Genomic DNA, 26,173 nt, shown 5'->3' with positions numbered 1-26,173 from the left:
ATTTAGATAGCTTCAATGTACTCTGTGCGACATAACTTTTTATTAACATTGCAAACGATTGAATTAACTTCATATTGCACTCATTGGCTAGAGAATCATCAATGCAAAAAACAAAACCTCAGCTACATTTTTGGCAAATTTGGAACATGTGTTTTGGATTTTTAGGGATCCAATTTGGCTTTGCCTTACAAAACTCCAATGTCAGTCGAATTTTTGAATCATTAGGCGCCGACTATAGCAATTTGGCGATTTTGTGGGTAGCAGCGCCCATCACAGGATTAATAGTACAACCTATTATCGGATACATGAGTGATAACACCTGGAACCGATTAGGGCGCAGACGTCCGTACTTTTTGTATGGCGCCATAGCCGCCAGTTTATCTTTGTTTATTATGCCTAACTCGCCCACTTTATGGTTGGCAGCCGGCATGTTATGGATTATGGACGCGTCAATTAATGTGTCTATGGAGCCCTTTAGAGCCTTTGTAGGCGATATGTTACCGCGTAAACAACGTGCGCTGGGTTATGCCATGCAAACGTTTTTTATTGGGGTAGGGGCAGTAGTTGCATCTGCTTTACCTTGGATGATGACCAATTGGTTTGAAATCAGTAATACTGCACCAGCAGGTACTGTGCCTGATTCGGTTAAGTTTGCCTTTTATGCCGGTGGTAGTATTTTCCTTATTGCTGTTTTGTGGACAGTGATATCGACAAAAGAATATTCACCCGAAGAATTAGCCGCTTTTCAAGAAGCAGAAGAGCAAGAAACCGGTACGGTTTTAGACACCTTTATTCAGCGTCCTGCTAAAGCTTATTTTAAAGGCGGGGTAATATATGCGCTTATAGGTGTAGTGTTATTTTTTATCATTGCCACCAATATCGATAGTCTAGATAAAAACCTTTATATTCTAGCCGGTGGTTTAGCTGTATTTGGCTTGTGTCAATTGTTAGCGGGTAAGCTGGCTCAATCTGGCAAGTTAGAAAACGGCTTTTCTCAAGTTATGAACGACCTGTTTTCAATGCCACAAGCTATGCGCCAATTAGCAGTTGTACAGTTTTTTTCTTGGTTCCCTTTGTTTGCTATGTGGATATATACCAACTCGGCGGTAACCTCTTATCATTATGGCAGCACCGATACGAGTTCAGCTATCTACAATGAAGGGGCCGATTGGGTATCTATTTTAATGGCTACTTATAATGGTGTATCTATTTTTGCCGCCATTATTATTCCGGTCATTGTTCGCTTATCTAATTTACAGTTTGCTCATCTAATTAACTTATCTTTGGGTGGTTTAGGCTTTATTTCTTTTATATTTGTTAAAGATCCAGCTTGGTTAGTTTTATCTATGGTAGGAGTTGGCTTTGCTTGGGCATCTATTTTATCTGTGCCTTACGCTATTTTGGCAAACGTATTACCGGCTAAAAAAATGGGGGTATACATGGGAATTTTTAACTTCTTTATTGTTATTCCACAAATATTGGCCGCGAGTATATTAGGTTTCTTAATTACCAAGGTATTCGATAATCAGCCTATTTATGCATTGGTAGTAGGTGGTTGCAGTATGTTAATTGCAGGTATCATGACCCTTAGAGTAAAAATTCCAGAGTAGGACAACAGAGCAATGAATTACACAACAAAAATGGCTTTAGTTGGCCTAGTACCCTTAGTTTTGTTGGGTTGCAGCAAAGACAATAACAATCCTGCAAATTCAGCTAAGCCCCTACAAGAGTTTTATGGAACTAAGCATGAGTTTGCCAAAGAAGCCGTTTATTTTGTGCTTACCGACAGATTTGTTGATGGAGATCCAACCAATAACCAAACCCAACAAGGTGGGCAGTGGCCTACCTTTGATCGTCCTTTAGTTAACCCAAACGGCATAGACGCCAATGTTGGTTATTTAGGTGGCGATCTTAAAGGGGTGTTAAATAACGCTCAGTACATTAGTGATATGGGTTTTACAGCAGTTTGGTTAACCCCAATAGTCGATAACCCAGATCAGGCATTTTCTGGTGGTGAACCCATAGAGTTTGGTGGCGCATTTAAAGATGGCGGGAAAACTGGCTATCATGGATATTGGGCTAACAATTTTTATAAAATTGACGAACATTACCCATCAGAAGGCTTAGGCTATAAAGAATATACTGCGCAAATGCGCAACAATTTTGGCTTAAAGTCGGTGTTTGATCTAGTAGCTAACCATGGTTCACCGTCATTTGATATGCCCGTAGACCAACCAAAATTTGGTGAACTGTATGATATCGATGGTAAGTTAGTTGCCGATCACCAAAATTTAAAACCCGAAGACTTAGATCCCAACAATCCGTTACATCAATTTTTCCGTCGCACGCCAGATATTATGCAGTTGTCAAATTTAGATGATCGTAATCCACAACTACAAGACTACTTGATTAACGCTTATTTATATTGGATAGAGCAGGGCGCAGATGCATTTAGGATAGATACCATCAAACATGTGCCCCATGCATTTTGGAAAACCATGTCTGACCGCATACGCGCGCAACACCCCGACTTTTATATGTTTGGTGAAAGCTTTGACCATAATGCTAACTTTTTAGCCCAACATACTTTGCCTAAAAATGGCGGCATCAGTGTCTTAGATTTTGTTGGTAAACAGGCCATGGTAGAAACCTTTGAAGATCCTAACAGTGATTTTGCCAAGCTTGCCGATTACTTGCACCTAACTCATGGTCCGTATCACAACCCCTACGAATTAACTACGTTTTATGATAACCACGACATGCCTAGGCTAAACGCCTCAGACAATGGTTTTATTGATGCACATAATTGGTTGTTTACTACCAGAGGTATTCCTGTGGTATATCAGGGCTCTGAAATGGGCTTTATGCGTGGTAAGGCCGAGCATCAAGGTAACAGAAATTATTTTGGTCAGGACAATATCGAAAAAGCTAAGTCACATAAAATTCATCAACACTTAAGCCGTATTGCCAATGTTCGTAAAGCCATACCGGCCTTGCAAAGTGGCTTACAAGTTAACCTTGAGTTATCTGGGCATCGCGCTGCTTTTTATCGAGTACTGGTAAAAGAGGGTGTGTCGCAAACGGCCTTAGTGTTATTAAATAAAGGTGATGAGCCTCAAGACTTTAGCATCTCCACCTATATGCAAAGTGGAAAATGGCGCAGCCAATTAAGTGACGATAACATTGCCATAGCTCAGGATAACTTAAGCTTAAATAGCTCGGTTGCCCCACATAGTGTACAAGTGTGGTTACGCGAGGGCAGCATTGAACACAGTGGACTGATTACCGAATTAACTCGCTTAATGGAAAATAAATAAGGCCCTAACAAAAGCCCAAGCGACAATCTAGGTGTTAGTTTGCGCCACAAGATTGTCGCTTGACTAAATCTACTGGCATTAGGTAGTGAGATACCTCTTGGCCATGAATTAACTTTAACAACCTATCAACTAATATTTCGCCAGCTAGTTTAGTGTCTTGTTTTACAGTGGTAAGCGCTGGATTAGCAAAACTCGCAATGGGAATGTTATCGTAGCCAACTATGGCTACCTGCTCGGGGATCTGAATGCCATGCTCAGCAAAGGCTCGCATAGCCCCTAAAGCAATAAGATCACTGGCACAGACTATGGCATCCACATCCTTATGCCCATGTATTATTTGATTAGCGGCTAAATAACCAGCTTGGTCAGTTGAAATAGCATCGATTTGTTTGTTTTTATCTACCTTTAATCCTGCTTGCTTTAGGGCCTTACAATGCCCTTGGTAGCGATCTTGAAATTCAGGTGCTTGGCAGCCAGACTCACCTAAAAATGCAAAGTTTTTGCGGCCTAGATTTATTAGATGCTGAGTGACATCAAAGCCGCCTTGCATATTGTCGCAGCCAATAGAAATACCAGGGTGATTTGAGTCGTATGCGCCCCAACGAACAAAGTGGGTACCTTGTTCTTCGAGTTTTGTGAGCTTGTCTTGATAGTGGGTGTAGTTGCCATAACCTAATAAAATAATGCCATCTGCTTTATTTGAGTCTTCATACTCTGCGTGCCAATCATCTTCTAGGTTTTGAAATGATACTAATAAGTCGTAACCGGCCTTGGTGCTGGCTTTAGTAATACTGCCTAACATAGACAGAAAAAATGGATTAATTAAAGAATCATCTGAGGTGGGATCTTCGAACAGCAATAACGCAATAGTTAAACTATGCTGGCGGCGTAAATTACTGGCATTTTTGTCAACTTTATAATTTAACTCTGTGGCAATGGCTTGGATGCGATCGCGCGTTTCTTTGTTAACTAATGGACTATTGCTCAAGGCTCTTGAAACAGTAGATTGCGAAACGCCAGCACGATGGGCAATATCAAAAGATGTGGCTTTATCTCTCATAATGTTACGACTTTAATTATCCTGGATAAATTTATAATAACTAAATGATTTCAGTTAATTATGCATCTTAGATGGTTTCAATGGTGTTTAACAATGACTTTTTCGTTCGTAATCAATCATGCTTATAAAAATAATTCATTTGTTGGCTTAGCTAGCGAGTAAAAAGCGTTATCTTAGAATGTGATCTTGGTATAATATCGCCCATTATAATAATCAGTATTGCAAAGAGGGTTTTTTAATGGCCGAGACTGACAGTCGTCCGACCAACTTTATTCGCCAAATCATTGATAAAGACATTCAAGATGGCGTTCATAGCAAGATTCAAACACGTTTTCCACCTGAGCCAAACGGCTATTTACATATTGGTCACGCCAAATCAATTTGCCTAAATTTTGGCATAGCGCAAGATTATCAAGGCCAATGTAATTTACGTTTTGATGATACGAACCCAGAAAAAGAAGACATAGATTTTGTGCATTCTATTCAGCAAGATGTGTCTTGGTTAGGATTTAAATGGGACGGCGAGGTCCGTTATTCATCCAACTATTTTGATCAACTTTATGGGTTTGCCAAAGAGTTGATTAGTAAAGGCCTTGCTTATGTAGACTTTTCTAGTCAAAGCCAAATGCGCGAAATGCGTGGAACGTTAAAAGAGCCAGGTACAAATAGTCCGTACAGAGATACGCCTATTGAGGAAAACTTAGCCTTGTTCGAAAAAATGCGAGCAGGTGAGTTTAAAGAAGGCGAATGTTTGTTGCGTGCCAAAATAGACATGAGCTCTCCTTTTATGTGTATGCGCGACCCTGCTTTATATAGAGTAAGGTTTGCCCACCATCATCAAACAGGTGATAAGTGGTGCATTTATCCAATGTACGATTTTACTCACTGTATTTCTGATGCAATTGAAGGGATTACCCATTCACTCTGTACCTTAGAATTTCAAGATAACAGAAGGCTGTATGACTGGGTTATTAGCAACATTACTATTGATGCAACCCCTAGACAGTATGAGTTTTCACGATTAAATCTAGAATATACAGTATTAAGTAAACGCAAGTTGATCCAGTTGGTGGAAGAAAAGCATGTTGAGGGTTGGGACGATCCAAGAATGCCAACTATTGCTGGTTTACGTAGGCGTGGTTACACCGCTGCTTCTATTCGCGAATTCTGTAAACGCATAGGCGTGACTAAAATGGACAATATGGTTGAAATGTCTATGTTAGAAGCCTGTTTACGGGATGAATTAAACACTCATGCTCCAAGGGCCATGGCAGTATTAGAGCCATTGAAGCTAGTGATAGAAAACTATCCTGAAGATCAAGAGCAAGTGTTAACTGCGGCTAATCATCCTTCAGATGAAAGTATGGGTAGCCGTGAGTTGCCATTTTCAAAAGAAATTTATATTGAAGCTGAAGACTTTAAAGAAGAAGCCAATAAGAAATTTAAGCGCTTAGTGCTAGGTAAAGAAGTACGTTTAAGAAATGCCTATGTGATTAAAGCTGAGCGTGTTGAAAAAAATGCCGCTGGCGAAATCACTACTGTTTATTGTAGCTACGATAGTGAAACCCTTGGTAAAGATCCTGCTGATGGACGTAAAGTTAAAGGAGTTATCCATTGGGTATCGGCATCAAAAGGTATTCCAGCAGAGTTTCGTTTGTACGATCGTTTGTTTAAAGTTGCTAATCCTGCAGCTGAGGAAGACTTTTTAGCTGCGATTAATGAAGAATCTCTAATCATTAAACTAGGTTTTGTTGAGCCAAGTTTAAAAGATCTAGAGTTAACTAAGCCATTACAATTCGAAAGAACCGGTTACTTTTGCAAAGACCCATTAAGTCAGAGCAATAAATTAGTGTTTAATCGAGCGGTAGGGCTTAGAGATACTTGGGCTAAAATGGATAAAAATTAGCCACAAGTGATTTAAATTTTAATGAATTGTAAAAACGGTCTTTATAGGCCGTTTTTTTATGCCTGCTTGGTCAACCAATTTGTTTGGTTGTAATTGTTTTACCAATTTTAAATGTTTTTGTTTGGTTAGCCATACTAAGTTTTGCTGCTTTTTTAATAAATTTATAAGTTAGTAAAATATGGCTTAACATATTGTTTTTGGGCTTTTTATAAGATTTTACAGACTTTATTTTTGTATATAAAACAAGCGTATAGGTAGGTTGGTAAGTTTAGTTTGTGTTTTGTTTGGGATTGCACTTAATATTTGGTAAGTGTTTTTGTGGCGAATTTTACAATATTTTGGTTACCAAAAGGTTGACCTTTGCCCGGTTAATTGTAAGTATTGCGTTAATTCTTTGTAAGTGCGGGATTTATTTTTCTTGTGAAGAATAGGGTTACACAAAATCGTCAATACATTTATTCGTTACTAAATGTGGAATAAATAACATATCTAAATGTTAAAAAATCCACACAGGAGAACACAATGCAACGTAAACTTTCTAAGATTAGCTTGGCAGTGCTTTCAGCAACAGCAATTAACTTTGCTCCTGTAACTAGCGCGCAAGAAGCTAACACTGATTCAGATCAAGATCTTGAAGTCATCAAAGTCAGCGGTATCCGCTCTGCACTTACAAGCGCCTTATTTGAAAAGCGTGAAGCAAGCAACCTAGTTGAAATTATCCAAGCTGAAGATATTGGTAAATTGCCTGACCAAAACTTAGCTGAAGTATTGGAAAATGTAACTGGTATTCAAATTACAAGAACTGCTGGTGTAGGTACAGGTGTGCAAATTCGCGGTACCAATGCCAACAGAACTGAAATTAATGGTGTATCTACTGTAGGCTCTGGTAGTGGCCGAAGTGGGATTAATTTTGAAGACGTATCTGCTTCTATTATCGCTGCTGTAGAGGTAACTAAAGCACCTTCAGCTAAAACCATTGAAGGGTCGGTTGGTGGAACCATCAATTTAAAGACTATTCGTCCGTTACAGCTGGATGAAACATTAGCAGCTGTTCAAGTTCAAGGTGAAAACAGTAGTTTATCTACAGACAGCAGCTTTACGCCTCGTATCGCTGGTACTTATGGTGATAATTGGGAAAGTGACGCGGGTAAATTTGGTGTAGTGGTTAGTACTAGTTATACCAAACAGGACGTCACTGCTTTTAGACCAAGAGCTGACCGCGATAACTCTATCGCTTCTGACAGCGGTGCAGCTAGTGCTCAGGCCTTTCACTTCTTACCTATTCAGTTTTTTGTGCAAGATTACGATAATTTTGAATATGAAACCGTAAACTTTGCCGGTACATTTGAGTGGGCGCCAAACAATAACACTAAATTCTTTGTTGATGCTGTGATTAACGACCAAGAACGTAGACAAGAAAGCTCTAGGATCCAAGCTTCTGGTGTAAGTAGCTTAAATAACATTTCTGTTCCTACTGCATTCGAAACGGTTAACTTTGGCTCGCTTGATGGACAAAATTTAGGTTCTATTCAAGCTGCATTGCAAGGGGTTATTCCAGTAGATTTAGCCGATGACGATGATGATCCAAATCTTCGTTTTTCTAGCGATACTAATTCACGTTTAACCAAAAGTGAAATATTTAGAATTGGTGGTGAGTGGCAAGGTGAAAGATTAAAAGCTAACGTAGAGCTATCTTCTTCAAGTTCAGATACTACTACTCCAAGTTTTAATACAACCTTAAACTTTATCAACCCTAATGCACCACTTGATGCAGGTGGCGGTAACGATAACAGTGTACCTTTTATTTATGATCTTTCAGGTGGCGCCTTAACCTTTGGTGTGGCTTTTGGTGAAGAATACGCTCCTACGTCTGCTGACCTGGTAAACCCTGCTAACGTAGTGTTAAGAGACGTAAACATAGGACGTAATCGTGCAGAAAATAGTGAAGATGCAATGCGCGCAGACTTCACATATTTCTTAGAATCTGTGATTTCTTCAGTTGATTTTGGTTATCGCTATAGCAAAACGTCTAGCCTTAGAGATCAAATTAGCTCTAGTGTTGGTTTAAGAAGCATGGCCGATAGCCCAAGAGGTAGCTTGTTTGCAGACCTATTAGTTACTGGTCCAACTAATTTTAATGACGCAGATGGCAGGGATCTGTATGTAAGAGACTTCTTACTTATTGATCCTGAACTAGTCGCATCTGATCCAGACCGTGTTTTAAGCACCTTACAAAATGCCATTAATGAGCATGGTGGCTCACGCTCACTTAGCGCGCCTACTTCAAGCTCTGCTGGCTTCTTTGATATAGAAGAAGAAACTCATGCCTTGTACGCCCAAGCCAACTTTGATTATGAAATGTTCAGAGGTAACTTTGGTTTAAGATATTTAGAAACAGATGTTAGCTCAATTGGTAACTCTATTACTGAAGATGACGAAGGTAATGATTTAGTTTCTCAGGTTACCACTAAAGGTAATTACGACTTTCTATTACCTCGTATCAACATAGTAGCTGATGTGCATGATGATGTGGTAGTACGTGCAGGTTGGGGTAAAGATATTCGTCGCCCAGACTTTGATGACTTATCTACCTCTGTAACTTACTCAACCAGTCCAAACCCACCGGTTTCTATTGGTAACCCAAGCTTAGTACCAGAAGAAGTGACATCTTTTGATTTGTCTGCAGAATGGTATTTTGCTGAAGCCAGTGTATTTAGTGTAGGTATCTTCCACAAGAAACGTACTGATTTGCATGTTCAACAAGAAGTCAGTGCCTATGAAGATCCTGTTACTGGTTATCGTGATGTAACTCCTCCTTGTGAAGGTGGTGGTATTTTCAACCCAATTGCAGACGTAAACGTATTTGGTCCTAATGGTGGTGTAGGTGTTTGTGTACCTACTTCAACTAAAATTAATGACTCGGGTACAACCACGCAAAAAGGTATTGAAATTGCGGTACAGTATGACTTGTCTGGATTTGAAGATGATTTAGGTTGGGCATCAGGTTTTGGTGTACTAGCTAACTATACTAAGCAAGAGTTTTCAGGTGGTGAAGCGGTTGACAGTGCAACTAGCCGTGCAGATGCAGTCTTTGCTCTAACTACTGGTATTGATGGCATTGATGTTACTCGTGTACAAGGCTTAACTGATTTGTCTGAGAATGCCTATAACTTTACTTTGTATTATGAAAAGTATGGTTTATCTGCAAGAGCACGTTACACATGGCGTGAAGCTTATCGTTCTACAGATTTTGGTAGTACCTCTAGTTTCCCTTGGGGTTTCCCAGTGGTTCAAGACGACAGAGGTCAGCTTAATGCCAGCGTAAGTTATGATGTAAATGAGCAACTTAACTTAGGTATAGAAGCGGTAAACTTAACTGAGTCTGATGTTAAGCAATATTGTGTAAATGAAGGCGCATTATTGTGTTATCAAGGTTTAACAGACCGTCGTATAACCTTAGGTGCTAGCTATCGTTTCTAAGGTCAATTAACTAACCAATAAAAAAGCCACCTTAGGGTGGCTTTTTTGTGTCTAGGTTTTTACTCAAGAAAAAGATAATGTGTAAATAGGGTGGGGAGATTGAAAGAGCTTAAATCACTTAGCTAAAGAATTAGTCAACTAAGTGATTAAGTGAATAAAGCCCTCGAGTTTGGTTTGATTTTTTCTTAACTTCTTCTAAAGCTTGCGATTCGCTTACTTCAAATAAGTTATTAATTAAGCGGTTAAAGTGTTGGTGCATAGCGGCTCGGGCCTGAGCTGCGTTGCGGTTTTGTAGGGCTAAATAAATATTTCTATGTTCGGCTAATCTGTCACTGTCGCTTCCATCACATACATTTTTGTATGCGTTAATAATGTCTGGCTCAGAGTCGCGTAATTGCCAAAACTTTTTAACAGCTAAAAGCACCGCATTGTTGCGAGTTGAACGCGAAATAATAAGATGAAACTCGCGGTCGGCTTTTTCTGGCTCTATGCCATTTTCCATGGCAATTAAGGTTTCATTTAATTGCTTAAGCTCTTGTTCGGTAATAGCACCAGCCGCTAAAGCAGCAGCTTCTCCTTCAACTAGCGCTCTGGCTTGAGTCAACTCAAAGGCACTAACAGTTACATCTGTTGGTAAATCATTTGGGTTTTCTAAAACATAAACCCCTGAGCTTGTTTTAACCTCAACTCTTTGTCTTACTTCTAAGGCAATAATGGCTTCGCGTATAGTAGGGCGACTCACATCAAAAGTTTCGGCTAATTCTCTTTCGGGGGGTAATCGACTTCCAGGTAAGTATTTACCTGAATCAATTAAAGATTCTATTTTCTCTACAATTGTCCAAAACATCCGACGCTTTTTCATTGTAAACCTCTTACCAAACAACCTATATAAACTGAAAAATATGGTTTTTATTCAAATTAAAATAAAACATCCCAACCTATCAAATCTAGGTGGGCAAAATATTTTACAGTGAATGCCGGCCTAGACTTGTTCAGAATACACTTATCGCTAGTTTATTACCAATTTTTTTGACTATTGGTAATAACATGTTGGGTTGTTTTGGTTGTTATTATTAAGGTGGTGAGTATTGCCCCTTGTTTTCTGATAAAAATAAGGGGCTGTAGTATTAAAGTTGAGACTTGGAATCTCTATTTATTTGCCTTGTTATGGCCGATTATTTCGGTTGGGCGTGTAAAACATCACCATTTTCTTGGCTGCTTTGGTTATCCATTAAATACAGATAAAGCGGCATGATTTGCTCTGGGGTTTTTAGTGTTTCAGAGTTTTCTGCCGGATAGGCTTTGGCTCGCATATTGGTTTTTGTCGCTCCAGGGTTAATGCTATTAAACCTAATATTAGTGTTTTCGAATTCATCGGATAATACTTGCATCATATTATTAGTGGCAGCTTTTGACATGGCATAAGGCCCCCAGTATGCACGTCCTTTTACTCCAACACTTGAGGTAGTAAAAATTACTGAGGCTTGCTCGGCAGCTTTGAGTACTGGTAATAGGGCCTGCATCATTAAAAATTGGCCTGTTAGATTTACCTGAAATACGTCTTGAAAATCTTTTTCACTAATTTGTTCAAATGGGCCCAAGTGACCCAAAATACTGGCGTTAAATAGTACGCCATCTAAGTGACCAAATTGATCTCTAATAGTATTTGCCATGTCGCGATAATGTTGTGCTGTTGCACCTTTTAAATCTAAAGGAACTATGGCCGGTTCATTGCCGCCTTGTTTAAGAATTTGGTCGTAGACACTTTCTAATTTGCTTACGGTTTTCCCCAATAAAATGATATTTGCGCCATATTTGGCATAAGCTAATGCGGCTTGTTTACCTATGCCATCACCTGCACCTGTAATTAATATTGTGCGATTGGTTAAATAGTTATCTTTTGGTTGGAAATTGTTCATTATTAAAACCTAATAAAATCAATGGGTAAATTGTATCACTGAATGGTTTTAAAAAGGTAGGGGTAGAGAAGCTTGGTAAAACTTTGCAAACTGTGAATAAAGTTAATAGTATGTAAAAAACTGGCTACTGGTTGTACCTCTATTTGAATGTATAAGTTCAGTTAGCCTTACAAAAGTTGTATTTTTTACTAAAAATAAAAAAGGGAAAACAAATGAAAAAAAGTCTACTAAGTGTTGGGGTACTAACACTGTTTGGGTTGTCTGGCTGTATTGGCGAAGACGGTAAACCGCTTTTGCCAGCCCAAGAGGTACCAGAAGAAGTGGTACTTGAAGCTCCATATGCCCGGGTGGTGTTTAATCCTGGCTCTGGTGATCTCAATGTGCCAAATGATTTTTTAATGATCCCCAGTGGTAACTTTTTTGACTTTACCCTAAATACTGAACAAAGTGCTGAATTTGATGCGTCAAATCCGCAACACGTGTTAAGTGCGTTAGATGGTTGGTCGGCACATATGCCATTCCAAATTCGAGTGGAATTACCTGAAGGCTTGGATATTGATGCATCTTCAGTTTCCCCTAGCTCTATTCGTATTTTTGAGTCAACTCAAGCTTTAGAAGGGGATTCTGCAACTTGCCTAGCTTTAGCCGATGCAATTGGAGCTCCAGGTGTGCCTTGTGAATTAGGTGATGAGTTACAATTTGGAGTAGATTTTGTAGCCAGTTATACCCCTGGCTCAGGGGCAATAACTGTGGTGCCTTTAAAACCAATGAAGTCTTCACAAGGGCATATGTTGGTGGTCACAGAAGATCTTAAATCCACTGACGGCCGAGCGGTAAAAGGGAGTATTACTTGGGAGCTAGCGCGCCAAAATATCAATACTAATCCTTTAGGCTCTCCAGACCTTCTACAATTACAAGGTTTGGTTAACTCCTTAGTGAACGTTTTAGCGCCAACAGGCCTAACAACTTCAAATGTATCTTATGCAGCTTACTTTTCTACTCAGTCAACCGGTGATGCATTAGAAACAGTAAAAACTCTTAATGTGGCGCCATATGCGCAAGCTTTTGCCCAAACATTGGCCGCGGGTGCCGATATGGCAACTGCTGTTGGTACTGCTAAACAATTTTTACCTAGTGTAACCACACAAGAGCCAAGCACTGCATCTAATGTATTTGAAGCTTATGCTGCTTTATTGTTGTCAGCGGAAGAACTGGCTCAATTAGCTGCGGTTGGCTTAGATACATGTGATGGTTTAGTTGCTGCAGTGTCAGATCCTGATTCATCTTTGCATGCTACAGCCTCAGCTACTTTTGCTGTTGCGGGACCTTATTGTGCTGCAACTATAGTAGAAGGTGAAGTTCAGCTTCCTTATTACTCTAGTACCACAGCTCCAACAACTGATTGGTGGCGAGCGGCCTGTACAAGTGGCGCAACATTAAAAGCCTTAGGGGCAGAAGTTGTTGGTCAATTAATTCAAGGTGGTCAAGTAGGGCCTAATAATGACCTGTGTCAGTTAGCCTCAGAAGGTCAACTTTTTGATCTTGACTTAAGCTCTCTAGGTATGGCTGATCCAAGGAATATCACTAAGTTTAATCCTATTCCTATGCGTCAAGGCCGTAATGCTGATGATAGCAATACCTTGTACAACGAAGCGGGTACAGAAACAGTTAAAGTACAATTTACTGTGCCAAATGAGTCTGTTATTGCGTTAATTTCTGCAGCAACAGGTGGTGCGGTGCCAGCACAGACTAAACCTGAGTCTGGGTGGCCAACAGTGCTATTTCAACATGGTGCCGGGCAAACTCGTGAAAATGCGTCACTTGTGGCTGCTTCTTTAGCTATGGCTGGCTTTGCCAGTGCGGCAATTGACCATCCTTTACATGGTGAACGTGCCATAACACTGGATGACGGTACTGAAGTTAATGCAACCCTAACCGGTGGTACAGATTATTTTAATTTACTAAGTTTGTTAACTTATAGAGATAATGCAAGACAAAGTATTGCTGATATTTTGGCCTTTAGATTGTCGTTAAATGCCATTATGGATAGCACCGGAAAAGTCGATTTAGATGCGTCTAATGTACACTTTATGGGGCAAAGTTTAGGGGCTATGTATGGCACCTCAGCTGCCACTTTAGCCAATCAATCTTTAGGTGGAGATTTAGCAGCCTTTGATTCTATGTACGCCTTTAAGTCGGCAGTTTTGAACGTGCCTACAGTCACTGTTATACCTAGCTTATTAGAATCTCCTGCTGTTGGTGCCACCATTAAAGGTAAGTTGCTTTCAGCTACTTCACCTGATTTTGTTGCTTTCTTAACGGCTTTTGCCGCAGAAAATGGCATGTCGGCCGAAGCTGCAGTGGGGCCTGCTTTTACAGCCTTTACTCAAGTTATAAGTGCCGAGCAATTAGCTGAGTTAAATGCAACTTTTGCAGCCTTTACTTTTGCTGCACAAACCGCAGTAGATGCACCTGACCCTATTAGTTATGCGGCCGATACTGCTGCTAATGTGCCGACACTATTGCAATTAGTTGTAGGTGGTGGGACTAACGCTGATGGCAGTGTGGCGCTGAGTGATCAGGTTAACCCTGTAGTAACTAGTTTGCCTCTAGCCGGTGGTCAAGCCTTGGCCAACCTGATTGGCTTAAGCCAAGTGTCGTCAACTACTCAAGGTAGTGGTTTGGTGAGATTCAATGCGGGTGCCCATGAATCTATGTTAAGCCCAGCAGCAAGCCCAGAAACCACTAAAGAGATGCAAACCCAAGCCGCAACTTTTGTTGCGACTAATGGTGAAAATATAGTGATTTCAAATACCGCTGTAGTTGAAAACTAAGTTATAGTTTGATTAATCAAGCCAAGTTTAAATACTTGGCTTTTTTTTTGCCAAAATATCCCCATATAAGCGCAAACAATTATCAGGAGTAAACAGGATTGGAATTTTTATACGACTATGGGCTCTTTATCGCCAAAGCCATCACTATAGTGTTAGCCATACTTTTAGCCTTAGGCGGCATTTTAGCCTTAGTGAGTAAACAAAAGCAGGGTAAAGGGCAATTAGAAATCTCTTCTTTATCAGAAAAGTTAGAATCAATTACCGATTTCGCGCGTACTGAGTTGTTAAATAAAGACGAACTCAAACAATTTCAAAAGGCGCAAAAGAAAGCCTTAAAAGAAAAGAAAAAAGCCCAAAAAGAGGCACAAGGCTCAGAGCCAGAAGCCAAAGGTAGACTGTTTGTGATTGACTTCTCTGGCTCCATGGATGCCCATGAAGTGGAATCACTACGTGAAGAAGTCACCGCCATCCTATGCGTGGCAAAACCGCAAGATGAAGTGTTAGTTAGGTTAGAAAGCGGCGGCGGGGTAGTGCACGGCTATGGATTAGCAGCCTCGCAATTACAACGAATTAAAGACAAAGATATAAAACTCACTGTGTCGGTAGATAAAGTAGCGGCCAGTGGTGGTTATATGATGGCATGTGTGGCTGACCAAGTATTAGCGGCTAAATTTGCCATTATTGGTTCAATTGGTGTTATTGCACAAATGCCCAATTTTAATAAGCTGTTAAAGAAAAATAATATAGAGTTTGAGCAGCACACTGCTGGCGAGTTTAAGCGTACTATTACTATGTTTGGTGAAAATAACGACCAAGGCAGAGAAAAATTTAAAGCAGAATTGGAAGACGTGCATCATATGTTTAAAGATTTTGTGCATACACACAGACCAAACTTAGAGATTGCTAAAGTAGCCACTGGCGAATATTGGTATGGTCAAAAAGCCTTTGAGCTTGGTTTGGTTGATAATATCCAAACCTCAGATGATTATTTATTAAGCGCAAATCAAGATAAAAAGATTTTTACCGTAAAATACACCAATAAAAAAGGTTTGGCTAAAAGGTTAGGAATGGCTGCTAGTGTGTCGATTGAGTCTTTGTTAACTAAGTTATGGACAAAAGGTAATCAAAGTTTTTATTAATTAAATTAATATGAGGGTAAGGTTTGCCTTGCCCTTTTTTTTTCCCAAGTTGGGTTCTCAACTTGGCCATTCCCTCGTAAAAATTACTAGTTTTTATTCTGCAACCCCTTATAGACAAAGCAAAAATTAAAATCCTCTATCAAAAAAAATATATTTTTTTATTAGGCGTTTTTATTTGTTTTTGCCTAGTTAGAGGTATATAAATTAGGGGCGTTGGTTTTTTTAGCTAACGTGATCTGGATACACAAAGCACTTTATTGCGGATTAAAAGTTAACTACCAAACTTAGCAATAAAGCATTAAAAAAATATTAAGCTGGAAAACAACTATGAAAACTTCAATGTCTAAACTAGCGAAACAAATTCGCTATGTTATTGCTGCGTCTGCCACTGCAGGTGCGGTATCAATTTCACCGGTTGTCGCACAAGAAGCAGGCGCCGATAACAATGTAGAAAAAATCGCTGTGGTTGGTTCGCGTGCTGCTCCTCGTTCTGTAGGTGATTCACCGGTTCCTATCGATATTATTGGTTCTGACGAATTAGATAAGTCAGGTAACACTGATATGTTAGAAATCCTTAAAGGAACTGTGCCTTCATTAAATGTTCACACTAACCCTATTAGTGATGCTGCGTCACTTGTACGCCCGGCTAACTTACGTGGTTTACCAGCAGACAGCACGCTAATTTTATTAAATGGTAAAAGACGCCACCGTTCATCTGTTATTGCTTTCTTAGGCGGTGGCATTAACGATGGTGCACAAGGTCCTGATATTTCGGTTATCCCTAGTATTGCCCTTAAACAAGTTGAAGTATTACGTGATGGTGCTGCGGCTCAGTATGGTTCTGATGCAATAGCCGGGGTAATGAACTTTGTATTAAAAGACGATTCTGATGGCGGTTCATTAACTGCTCGTCATGGTCAGTATTATGAAGGTGACGGCACCACAACTGAAGTGTCTGGTAACGTAGGTATGCCTTTCACCGACGATGGTTTTGCTAACCTAAGTTTCCAATATAAAAACGCTGACGCCACTAGCCGTAGTGTTCAACGTCCAGATGCTGCTGCCTTTGCTGCTGCAGGCTTAAATGTTGCTGATCCAGCACAAATTTGGGGTTCGCCTGAAGTAAAAGACGATATCACTATTTTTGGTAATGTTGGCTTAGATCTAGGCGACGATAAAGAATTCTATATGTTTGGTAACTACTCTGAGCGTGATGTAAGAGGTGGTTTCTATTATCGTAACCCACATACTCGCGGTACAGTTTATTCACTTGACGGTGGCCAAACTTTATTAGTAGGTGACTTAACACCTGGGCCTGAAGGTCAAATTAACGAAGGCCTTAGCCCGGGTGATGGCATTGACTGTCCGGTTATTCCAATTGTTAGTGCGAATGTTACCCAACAACAAGATTATATTGATGGCGTACAAAACAATCCAAATTGTTTTGCCTTTAACGAAATGATCCCAGAAGGTTTTACTCCTAACTTTGGTGGAAACATTACCGATACCTCTTTAACTATTGGTACTAAGGGCGAATTTAAAGGTGGGTTTGCTGACGGCGTATTATATGATTTAAGCGGAACTGTAGGTCGTAGTGAGTCTAGCTTCCTAATCTTTAATACTATTAATGCCTCATTAGGGCCAGATACTCCAAGAGACTTTAACCCAGGTAAATATATTCAGTTAGAGAAAAACTTTAACTTTGATCTTGTTAAGTTAATTGATGCAGATTTATATGACGATATTAACTTAGCCGGTGGTCTTGAGTGGCATGAAGAGTCATTTGAAGTAGTAGTAGGGGACGAAGCGTCGTTTACTGCTGGGCCTCTTACATCACAAGGTTTTGGTATTGGCTCTAACGGTTTCCCAGGCTTTAAACCTTCAGACGGTGGTGTTTCTACTCGTAGAAACTATGCGGCCTATGTTGATGTTGAAGCGCCAGTTACCGAAGCCTTATTACTAGGTGGTGCTTTACGTTTCGAAGATTATGATTCTTTTGGTTCTACTACTAACTATAAGTTTAGTGCCCAGTTCCATGTAAATGATGATTTATCTCTACGTACTTCAGTAAGCTCAGGCTTTAGAGCGCCTACCGTTGGTCAAGCTAACGTAAGTAACGTTCAAACTAACCTAGATGGCGGTGTATTAGTAGATTCAGCATTATTGCCACCTACTAACCCAATTTCTGTACAACTAGGTGGTACTGAGTTACAACCTGAAGAATCACAAAGTTTCACCTTTGGTGGTGTTTACCAAATGGGCGATTTCTTTGTATCGGTTGATTACTACAACATCGATGTTGAAGATCGTATCAGCCAATCAGATAAAATTAACCTAACACAAAGTGATAAAGATGCGCTTAAAGCTGCAGGTGTACCTAACGTAGATAGCTTGCAACAAGTTAGTTTCTTTACCAATGACTTTGATACCACCACTGAAGGTCTGGATGTTGTTGCTAACTATTCAGCAGACCTTTTTGATGGAAGTTCAACTTTTAGCTTAGCTTACAACTGGAATGAAACAGAGGTGACTAAGTTCTCTGCGATTACAGGTGCATTTAAAGTTAAACGTCTAGAAGAAGATCTACCTAACCATCGTGGTACTTTTACTTGGGCGCAAAATTGGGATCAACTCTCAATGTTTACCCGTGTTAATTACTATGGTGAATATCAAGGTGTTCACGTAGATTACGATGCAACGGCTATCACTGCAGGTTCTTCAGTAACTGTTGATTTTGAAATGAACTACTTCTTAAGTGAAGCCATTACCTTATCAGCAGGTGCACAGAATATATTTGATCAGGAAGCTGAACGAATTAATATTCCAGCAGACCAAGGGATCCCAAATAACAACTGGGGTGGCATCTACTATGAAACTTCACCTTATGGATTTAATGGTGGTTTCTATTATGTAAAAGCAACCTATAACTTTTAATGGTTATTAGTTGATATAAGCAGCCTTATCCTTTGGGTAAGGCTGTTTTTTTTAGTCTAAATAGTGGTGGTAGATTTGACACTTCTTGAACAAGCAACACTTTGTTTGCAAAAAAATGATTTGCCCAAAGCTGAAGCCTATTATCAGCAAGTGTTGGCCGCCCAGCCAAATAATGGTCAAGCATTTCTAGGCATGGGCTGTATTGCTTTAAAAGTTAAGCAGTACGATAAAGCCATTAGTTTATTAAAAAGAAGTTGTGAATTATTACCTCAAGCCTTGTCACCTTTATTACATTTGTCCGAGGCATTTACTGCTGTTGGCGCAACCCAAGATAGCTCAACGGTATTAGATTATGCAAAGCGTCAATTTGCTCAGCGCCCAGAAGTACACTATCAACTAGGATTGCATCAACAATCTTTAGGAGAGTTTGAACAAGCCACACAAAGTTTCAAGCAAGTATTAACTCTAACTGACACAAGCATTGCCTCTTTTGCCTGTTTAGAATTAACTCGTCAGGCTAAATTTGATGATAATTTAGACCACATAATCAGTCAGCGTTTAACCAATAAGAATTTAACTACTCAAGAAAAAACTGTTTTACATTATGCCAATGGCAATATCTTAGATCATCAGCAACAATTTCATCTCGCCTGGCAAAATTACCAACAAGCCAATAGATTACAATTTGCTGATTGTGAGTTTAAAACACAGGACTTAGCGCCATTTTTTACACAAATTCAATCATCTAACAATATTAAAGGCTTAGCCTATAGAAACCCTCAAGTAGACAATAAACTCACCCCAATCTTTATTTTAGGTTTACCTAGAACCGGCTCAACTTTATTAGAATATTTATTATGCCAACACCCAGATGTTGGAACAGTGGGGGAAGCTACCTTTGTTAGCGATGAGTTGGCTAATTTTATATACCAGTTAACTCAACTCGATTACCCCGCTAGTTTACAAATAACTGACCCTAGCATATTAGCCAAAGCAGCCAGTATATATGAAAACCTATTGGCTCAGGCATGCCCTAATCAAGCTTTTGTGATCAACAAGTTGCCAGCCAATTTTCAAGCAATTGGTATGATTTACAAATTATTTCCGCATGCCAAAGTTATTCATATTCAGCGCGCATTACCTGAAGTGGCATGGTCAATTTTTAGCAATTATTTTGCGCAAAACGAACCCTATTTTTGCTCACTTAACGAATTTGGGCAGTATTATGGGTTTTATACTGAGTTAATGGATTGTTGGGAAGAACAATGCCAAGACTTTATTTATTCGGTGAATTATCAAGATTTAGTCAAAAATAAAACTCAAACCTTAAACAAAATTTACGCCTTTTGTGGCTTATCTAGTAAGAGTGGTACCCAAGCTAATAATCAACAGCAACCCATAAGAACCCTAAGCAATGTACAAGTTAGACAAAAGGTGAATAGCCAAGCCATGAAAAAATGGCAAAACTACGCTGAGTTTTTGCCGAATGATTGGCAAAATCTAAAATTAACAGAACCGGTATGCTAATCGTTAAAAAATGCACTTATAAAGAACCTATATTTTCTTTATAGTGGCTAAGTAAAACTCATTGAATGTAATTAACGCTTTACAACTAGACAAGAAATAAAATGATAAAAAAGTCGACACTAGAAACAACTTACTTAAAATGCCGCGCGCAGCTGGTAAGGGTGATAGGCAATATCGTTCCAAGTGACGATATTGAAGATATAGTGCAAGAAACTTTTGTGAAAAGTTATGAGGCTGAACTAAAGCAAGAAATTAAGTTTGAACGCACTTATATGCTAAAAACTGCAAAAAATTTAGCGTTAAACCATGTTTCGAAAGCCAGTGCTCAAAAAAACCAATCGCTAGAAAGCCTGTTGGCTGAGCCAGAAAACTTAACCTCTAATAGCTTAGAAAGCCAAATCGAAACCAAAGAGCGATTTTTACATTTTTGTCGTGCTACAGATACCTTATCGGTAGAGGTTAAACGGGTATTTTTATTAAAAAAAGTATATGGATTAAGCCAAAAGGATATTGCAAGTGCCATAGGCATTAGTGAAAGCACAGTAGAAAAGCATGTAGCTAAAGGCTTACTGCAATGTGCTAAATATTTAACCGAATTAGCCCAGAATAACCAACCTAATTCCAGTATTAAAACGCAACCTAAAAAGTCAGCCCATGAGTAATATTCAACAATTTAGTAGTAAAGACGATATCCGGCTGCAAGCTTGTGAGTGGATCAGTAAGTTAGATCGTGGGCTTTCCAGTAGTGAAGAGAAGCATTTTGCTAATTGGATCAACACTAGCCAAGCACATAGAGACGATTTATTCGAAATGGCCAAAACCTGGGATAATATGAGTGCATTACATCAATTAAGCGGGCTGTTTCCGTTACATCATGGGGTAATGCCTAAAAGACAAACTTGGTTTGGCACTTACACTCCTGGATTAGCGGCAAGTTTTATTTTTGTGTTTTTGGGCGTGTTAGGCTGGTTTTTACATGGCCAATTTAATGCCGAGCAACATTTGCCAAATTTGCTTAATCTAACTGCCGAAACCGCCATTGGTGAACATAGGCAAATCAGTTTAAACGATGGCTCTGTGATCCACTTAAATACCAATTCTATGGTTGCAGTTGAATTTACCCAGCAACAAAGAAATATTAAATTAATTAAAGGTGAGGCGCATTTTGATGTGGCTCATGATATTGAGCGACCTTTTGTGGTGCACGCCAATAATAGCTCAGTTACCGCAGTGGGTACCGCCTTTAACATTCAAATAGCCAAATTTAATGACGTTGAGCTAATAGTCACTGAAGGAAAAGTGTTAGTTAAAAATAGCCAAACAGACACAGTTTCTGGGCAACAAAACGACCAGCTTCTTGCCACTGGTGAACTAATGACAGCTGGCCATAAGGCGTTAATTAGCCCAGATAAAGTACAAAAAGTCAGTTTTAGCCAAGAGCAAATTCAACAAGACTTAGCCTGGCAGCAAGGGATGCTGGTCTTTCATGGTGAACCTCTTGCTGAAGCCTTAAATGAAATTAGTCGTTATACCGCTATATCCTTTGATTTAGCTGATGAACAAGTTAAACAAAGACGTGTGGCAGGTTATTTTAAAGCAGGTGATATTCAAGGATTGTTATTTGCATTAGAAAATAATTTTAATATTACCTATGAGCAAACTAACGATAAAACCATAGTCTTGTCGTCGGGCACTTAAATAGGATTAATTTTACTGGCTTAAAAAGGGCATATTTTATTAGATATCAACATGCTAGACTCGGTTTAAGGTTTAAATTCAGTTTATATAATTTTAAGTTTTATGCGTTTAGTCGTGCTGTTAGTCTCTTTTATATCTTTTCAGCTATGTGCGCAAAATAAATATCATTTTGATATTCCGTCGCAGCCCGCTGATAAAGCACTTATTTTATTTGCTCAACAAGCAGATACTACGCTGCTATTTCCCATTGATATTGCCGAAAAAGAAATAACTAACCCATTAAATGGACTTTATGACCCTGAGCTTGCATTAGTCAAACTGCTAGAAGGCACAGGCTTATATCCGATAAAAGATGACAAAGGCCTGTCGGTTAAAGCCATAGTAAATAGGCAAACTAAAACACCCTCAAGCAACACGTCTGAACCTTCCTTAGACCCAAACCCATATCCCACTAGTATTGAAAAGATTGCCATAGTTGGTACCAGAAGTGCCCCTAGATCTGTGATTGATTCACCTGTGCCCCTAGATATTATTGGTTCAGAAGAGTTTTTGCGCCAAGGCGCGACTAATATAACCTCTATGTTGGCTACTTTAGTGCCGTCTTTTAATGTGAATGACCAACCAATAAATGATGCCTCTAGCTTAGTTCGACCGGCAAATTTGCGCGGTATGGCTTCAGATCACACGCTGGTTTTAGTCAATGGCAAAAGACGCCACCGTTCTTCAGCAATTACCTTTCTAGGTGGCGGCTTGTCTGATGGAGCCCAAGGCGTAGATTTATCTAATATTGCCGCTTCTTCCCTTAGCCAAATTGAAGTATTAAGAGATGGTGCTGCTGCGCAATACGGTTCAGATGCCATAGCAGGAGTCATTAACTTTGTGTTAAACGACAGCAATGAAGGTGGACGCCTAGAAGCAAGAGTAGGTAGCTATGCACCAGGTGACGGTAAGTTACTGCAACTACAAACTAACCTCGGCTTACCCTTAGGCGATGAAGGCTTTGTTAATCTCACCGCAGAATACTTAGAACAACAAGCCACAGATAGAAGTGTTCAACGAAAAGATGCATTGGGGCTAATAAGTGCTGGCAATTTATGGGTAGCAGATCCCGCTCAAGTTTGGGGTAGTCCAGAGGTGGACTTTGATTTTAAGCTTTTAGCCAATATGGGGTATGCCTTTGATAATGATAATCAGTGGTATAGCTTTGCTACTTTAGCCAAACGAAAAATTCACGGAGGTTTTTATTATAGAAACCCTCATACCCGTTCTGGGGTGTATTTTGGTGGTTATGATGAAGACGAAAATTCGCTACTTTTGGTGGCCGATTTAGATGGGCTAGGGCAGGGTATAAGTTGTCCTAAAGTGGTTATTTCAGACGACAATGTATTAGACGATCCGGCTTATCAAAGCATTGCCAACCAAGATACTGAAATTGGCAAAAATTGTTTTGCCTTTAACGAAATTTTACCCGGCGGCTTTACTCCTCAATTTGGCGGGTTAATACGCGATCTCTCTTGGGTAATGGGGGTACAAGGGGTTACTCAAAATGATTGGGACTACGATTTAAGTGTAGGTGTGGGTTATTCAGAAATTGAATATATTTTGTCGCAGTCGATTAACCCATCTTTAGGGCCAGCTTCGCCCACAGAGTTTTCGCCGGGTTTAGCCAGTCAATTAGAGAAAAACGTAAATTTAGATTTATTTAAGCAATTTACAATTAACAATAAGTACAAAATTAATTTAGCAACAGGTGCAGAGTGGCGTAAAGAATATTACCAACAAAAAACTGGTGACTTGGCTTCTTATCAGGTTGGACATTTAGCTTACGACCTTGAAAGTGGCTTGTCACAAGGGTTTGGCGTGGGCTCTAATGGTTTTCCTGGTTATAACCCCCAATCAGCTGGACGGTGGGGCCGAGGAAACTGGGCACTATATACAGATTTCGAAATTCATATGAGTGACGCCTTTTTGTTTGGTATGGCGGCAAGGTACGAAGATTTCACTGATTTTGGCAGCACCTTTGACGGTAAAATTTCGACTCGTATCATTTTGAATAATCAACTCACTCTACGTAGTTCATTAAGTACTGGCTTTAAAGCCCCAACTGTAGGTCAAAGTAACGTGGTCAATGTAACCACTGCTTATTCTGCAAATGGTTTAGAGGATCAGGCTACCTTGCCTCCTACTAATCCTATTTCTGTACAACTTGGTGCAACTCCACTAAGGCCAGAAGAATCGGTTAACTTAGGGCTAGGCTTAGTTGGTGAAATTTCGCCGCAGTTATATTTTACCGTTGATTATTTTCATATTCGTTTAAACGACCGAATTAGTACAACTTCTGCTATTTCCTTAAGCCAACAAGATATTCAAACCTTAGTGGCAGCTGGGGTGCCAGAGGCATCGAGTTTTGGCAGTGCCAAGTATTTTACCAACGACTTTGACTCTCGTACCCAAGGCCTAGATTTAGTCTTAAATTATCAAACTCATCTAGCTAGTGTGCCAACGCAGTTTATGTTTATTTATAACTGGACAGATACCAATATAGATAGAGTAACCCTTTATCAAAGAGTCAATCCAAATGGCAGCCAAAAATGGGTGTCTAATTTAACCGAGCAACGGATTAAGATGATTGAAGACAATTTGCCAGCACATCGGGCTAGTGTCACCTTAGTACAAGACTTTGCCTCTTTTAGTAGCAACCTGAGATTAAATTACTATTCAGGTTTTTATGAAGACCATTTAGATGCAGCAGCGGGTTATGATATTTATGCCGGCTCTGAGCTAACTGTGGATCTAGATGTTAGTTATCCTATTAATGCAGATTTTATTTTAGCTTTTGGTGCAAAAAACCTATTTGATAATCGCCCTGATAATAACCCTATGGCTTTATTAGCTGGCGCAAAATATCCCGCTACCTCACCCATAGGGTTGAATGGCGGGTTTTACTACTTGCGTGGGATCTACCAATTTTAATTGATTAATAGGACAACTATTCTATTACAACTAGGATGATTATCATCTCTAGCTAGTTAAATTAGATGATTTGTTTTCTTAATAGCTAGCAAAAATTCTGAATTGGCAACGCCTTGTTTTCAATAGTGAACTAGCATTAACAACCTAATTACAATTAATACACAAACAAATGGGTTTTGTGTAGGGAATAGGTTGTACATGAAAGATAGAAATCATTTGGCGAATGTGGGAACAGTCCATCAAGTCAATATAATAGAAAACGGCATGCTCGACATTCCAATGTTGCAAATATTGCAGCCTGATGGGGTGGTTCACAAAGATGCCAGTGCGCCTAATATTGAACAAGCGCAAGCCAACAAAATTTTGCAAACCATGCAATACATTCGTGTTTTAGATGAAAGAATGGTGGCAGCTCAGCGTCAAGGTCGTATTAGCTTTTACTTAGCTTGTACTGGCGAAGAAGCCTCAACAGTGGGCAGTGCGGCAGCATTAGAGCCTCAAGACATGATTATGTCGCAATATCGCGAACAAGGGGCGTTAGCCTATCGCGGTTATACGACTCAAGAATTTATGGATCAAATGTTTAGTAATCAAAATGAACTAAACAAAGGTCGTCAAATGCCTATTCACTATGGGTCTAAAGCCCATAACTTTATGACCATTTCGTCGCCTTTAGGTACCCAAATTCCCCAAGCTAGCGGTTATGCTTATGGGCAAAAAATGGCAGGTACAGACGCTGTCACTATTTGTTATTTTGGTGAAGGCGCAGCCTCAGAAGGTGATTTTCACGCAGGTTTAAATATGGCCGCGGTATTAGATTGCCCAGCAATATTCTTTTGTCGTAACAATGGTTATGCCATTTCTACGCCGTCAGAAGAGCAGTTTGCTGGTGATGGCATAGCATCTCGCGGTTTAGGCTACGGCATACGTACTATAAGAGTAGATGGTAACGACGTTTTAGCTGTATACGCTGCTACCGCCAAAGCGCGTGAAATCGCCTTAGCCGAAAATTGCCCAGTATTAATTGAAGCCATGACCTATAGATTGGCAGCACATTCAACTTCTGACGATCCTACAGGTTACCGCTCTAAAGAAGAAGAACAGCGCTGGCGCTTAAAAGATCCAGTGGAACGCTTTAAGTTATGGATGTTGGCAAATAATTGGTTAGACGAAAAACAAAACCAAGACTTTATTGAGCAAACAAGACGTGAAGTGCTTGAAGAATTGAAAAAAGCCGAGAAAGTTCCCATTTGTACACTAGATCAAATAGTAGAAGATGTGTACGACACGCCACCTTGGCACCTAAAAGAACAACTCGCAGAATTAAAAGAACATGTGGCTAAGTATCCAGAAGCCTATCCAAAAACTTCAGGGAGGCTTTAATTT

Annotated in this window: 15 protein-coding genes; 12 read left to right on the top strand and 3 right to left on the bottom strand. The window is 39.7% G+C overall.

The genetic code is table 11. The features are described from left to right. Positions 1 to 101: 101 nt before the first annotated feature. Together ACVCDT_RS06290 and ACVCDT_RS06285 are read left to right on the top strand one after the other, a co-directional pair. Positions 102 to 1,610, top strand: coding sequence for an MFS transporter (locus tag ACVCDT_RS06290; RefSeq protein WP_447131915.1), 1,509 nt, complete (start codon positions 102 to 104; stop codon positions 1,608 to 1,610). A gap of 12 nt (positions 1,611 to 1,622) precedes the next feature. After that, positions 1,623 to 3,317, top strand: a complete 1,695-nt coding sequence (locus ACVCDT_RS06285) for an alpha-amylase family glycosyl hydrolase (protein WP_447131914.1) — start codon at positions 1,623 to 1,625, stop codon at positions 3,315 to 3,317. Positions 3,318 to 3,351: 34 nt separating this feature from the next. Here ACVCDT_RS06285 and ACVCDT_RS06280 read toward each other — a convergent pair whose 3' ends face one another. Beyond that, positions 3,352 to 4,377, bottom strand: a complete 1,026-nt coding sequence (locus ACVCDT_RS06280) for a LacI family DNA-binding transcriptional regulator (protein WP_447131913.1) — start codon at positions 4,375 to 4,377, stop codon at positions 3,352 to 3,354. A 238-nt stretch (positions 4,378 to 4,615) separates the two neighbouring features. Here ACVCDT_RS06280 and glnS point away from each other — a divergent pair, with 238 nt between their 5' ends. Together glnS and ACVCDT_RS06270 are read left to right on the top strand one after the other, a co-directional pair. Beyond that, positions 4,616 to 6,283, top strand: coding sequence for a glutamine--tRNA ligase (glnS, locus tag ACVCDT_RS06275; RefSeq protein WP_447131912.1), 1,668 nt, complete (start codon positions 4,616 to 4,618; stop codon positions 6,281 to 6,283). 522 nt (positions 6,284 to 6,805) lie between these two features. After that, a complete protein-coding gene (locus ACVCDT_RS06270) occupies positions 6,806 to 9,763 on the top strand; it encodes a TonB-dependent receptor (RefSeq protein ID WP_447131911.1) in 2,958 nt (985 codons plus the stop codon). 130 nt (positions 9,764 to 9,893) lie between these two features. Here ACVCDT_RS06270 and ACVCDT_RS06265 read toward each other — a convergent pair whose 3' ends face one another. Together ACVCDT_RS06265 and ACVCDT_RS06260 are read right to left on the bottom strand one after the other, a co-directional pair. Then, positions 9,894 to 10,625, bottom strand: a complete 732-nt coding sequence (locus ACVCDT_RS06265; RefSeq protein ID WP_447131910.1) for a FadR/GntR family transcriptional regulator — start codon at positions 10,623 to 10,625, stop codon at positions 9,894 to 9,896. A gap of 313 nt (positions 10,626 to 10,938) precedes the next feature. Beyond that, entirely contained in the window at positions 10,939 to 11,682 is a 744-nt protein-coding gene (locus ACVCDT_RS06260; RefSeq protein WP_447131909.1) for a YciK family oxidoreductase, read from the bottom strand. A 212-nt stretch (positions 11,683 to 11,894) separates the two neighbouring features. On the opposite strand from ACVCDT_RS06260, the gene ACVCDT_RS06255 reads away from it, so the two are divergent. The 8 genes from ACVCDT_RS06255 (at position 11,895) to ACVCDT_RS06220 (ending at position 26,170) form a co-directional block, all read left to right on the top strand. Then, entirely contained in the window at positions 11,895 to 14,516 is a 2,622-nt protein-coding gene (locus ACVCDT_RS06255) for a VolA/Pla-1 family phospholipase (protein ID WP_447131908.1), read from the top strand. A 98-nt stretch (positions 14,517 to 14,614) separates the two neighbouring features. After that, positions 14,615 to 15,655, top strand: a complete 1,041-nt coding sequence (sohB, locus tag ACVCDT_RS06250; protein WP_447131907.1) for a protease SohB — start codon at positions 14,615 to 14,617, stop codon at positions 15,653 to 15,655. 327 nt (positions 15,656 to 15,982) lie between these two features. Further along, positions 15,983 to 18,589 (top strand): TonB-dependent receptor plug domain-containing protein, encoded by a 2,607-nt coding sequence (locus ACVCDT_RS06245; protein ID WP_447131906.1) that lies wholly within the window; start codon positions 15,983 to 15,985, stop codon positions 18,587 to 18,589. Positions 18,590 to 18,664: 75 nt separating this feature from the next. Then, entirely contained in the window at positions 18,665 to 20,116 is a 1,452-nt protein-coding gene (locus ACVCDT_RS06240; RefSeq protein ID WP_447131905.1) for a sulfotransferase family protein, read from the top strand. Positions 20,117 to 20,217: 101 nt separating this feature from the next. Further along, positions 20,218 to 20,778: an RNA polymerase sigma factor gene (locus tag ACVCDT_RS06235; protein WP_447131904.1), complete on the top strand. Its 561-nt coding sequence runs from the start codon at positions 20,218 to 20,220 to the stop codon at positions 20,776 to 20,778. Beyond that, positions 20,771 to 21,814 carry a FecR family protein gene (locus tag ACVCDT_RS06230; protein WP_447131903.1) on the top strand — a complete coding sequence of 348 codons (1,044 nt, stop codon included), beginning with the start codon at positions 20,771 to 20,773 and terminating at the stop codon, positions 21,812 to 21,814. The genes ACVCDT_RS06235 and ACVCDT_RS06230 overlap by 8 nt, the downstream gene beginning before the upstream one ends. Positions 21,815 to 21,916: 102 nt before the next feature. Further along, positions 21,917 to 24,787, top strand: coding sequence for a TonB-dependent receptor plug domain-containing protein (locus tag ACVCDT_RS06225; RefSeq protein ID WP_447131902.1), 2,871 nt, complete (start codon positions 21,917 to 21,919; stop codon positions 24,785 to 24,787). Positions 24,788 to 24,985: 198 nt separating this feature from the next. After that, a complete protein-coding gene (locus tag ACVCDT_RS06220) occupies positions 24,986 to 26,170 on the top strand; it encodes a thiamine pyrophosphate-dependent dehydrogenase E1 component subunit alpha (RefSeq protein ID WP_447131901.1) in 1,185 nt (394 codons plus the stop codon). Positions 26,171 to 26,173: the final 3 nt, after the last annotated feature.

This window comes from Paraglaciecola aestuariivivens (genome assembly GCF_052983255.1).
Note: the sequence above shows the minus strand (reverse complement) of the source record. Positions and strands in the feature narration are given on the sequence as shown.

Coding starts and splice junctions, on each gene's coding strand:
- ACVCDT_RS06270 (WP_447131911.1), top strand. CDS start 6,806: ATGCAACGTAAACTTTCTAAGATTAGCTTGGCAGTGCTTTCAGCAACA.
- ACVCDT_RS06260 (WP_447131909.1), bottom strand. CDS start 11,682: ATGAACAATTTCCAACCAAAAGATAACTATTTAACCAATCGCACAATA.
- ACVCDT_RS06235 (WP_447131904.1), top strand. CDS start 20,218: ATGATAAAAAAGTCGACACTAGAAACAACTTACTTAAAATGCCGCGCG.
- ACVCDT_RS06255 (WP_447131908.1), top strand. CDS start 11,895: ATGAAAAAAAGTCTACTAAGTGTTGGGGTACTAACACTGTTTGGGTTG.
- ACVCDT_RS06245 (WP_447131906.1), top strand. CDS start 15,983: ATGAAAACTTCAATGTCTAAACTAGCGAAACAAATTCGCTATGTTATT.
- ACVCDT_RS06220 (WP_447131901.1), top strand. CDS start 24,986: ATGAAAGATAGAAATCATTTGGCGAATGTGGGAACAGTCCATCAAGTC.
- glnS (WP_447131912.1), top strand. CDS start 4,616: ATGGCCGAGACTGACAGTCGTCCGACCAACTTTATTCGCCAAATCATT.
- ACVCDT_RS06230 (WP_447131903.1), top strand. CDS start 20,771: ATGAGTAATATTCAACAATTTAGTAGTAAAGACGATATCCGGCTGCAA.
- ACVCDT_RS06225 (WP_447131902.1), top strand. CDS start 21,917: ATGCGTTTAGTCGTGCTGTTAGTCTCTTTTATATCTTTTCAGCTATGT.
- ACVCDT_RS06280 (WP_447131913.1), bottom strand. CDS start 4,377: ATGAGAGATAAAGCCACATCTTTTGATATTGCCCATCGTGCTGGCGTT.
- ACVCDT_RS06290 (WP_447131915.1), top strand. CDS start 102: ATGCAAAAAACAAAACCTCAGCTACATTTTTGGCAAATTTGGAACATG.
- ACVCDT_RS06285 (WP_447131914.1), top strand. CDS start 1,623: ATGAATTACACAACAAAAATGGCTTTAGTTGGCCTAGTACCCTTAGTT.
- ACVCDT_RS06265 (WP_447131910.1), bottom strand. CDS start 10,625: ATGAAAAAGCGTCGGATGTTTTGGACAATTGTAGAGAAAATAGAATCT.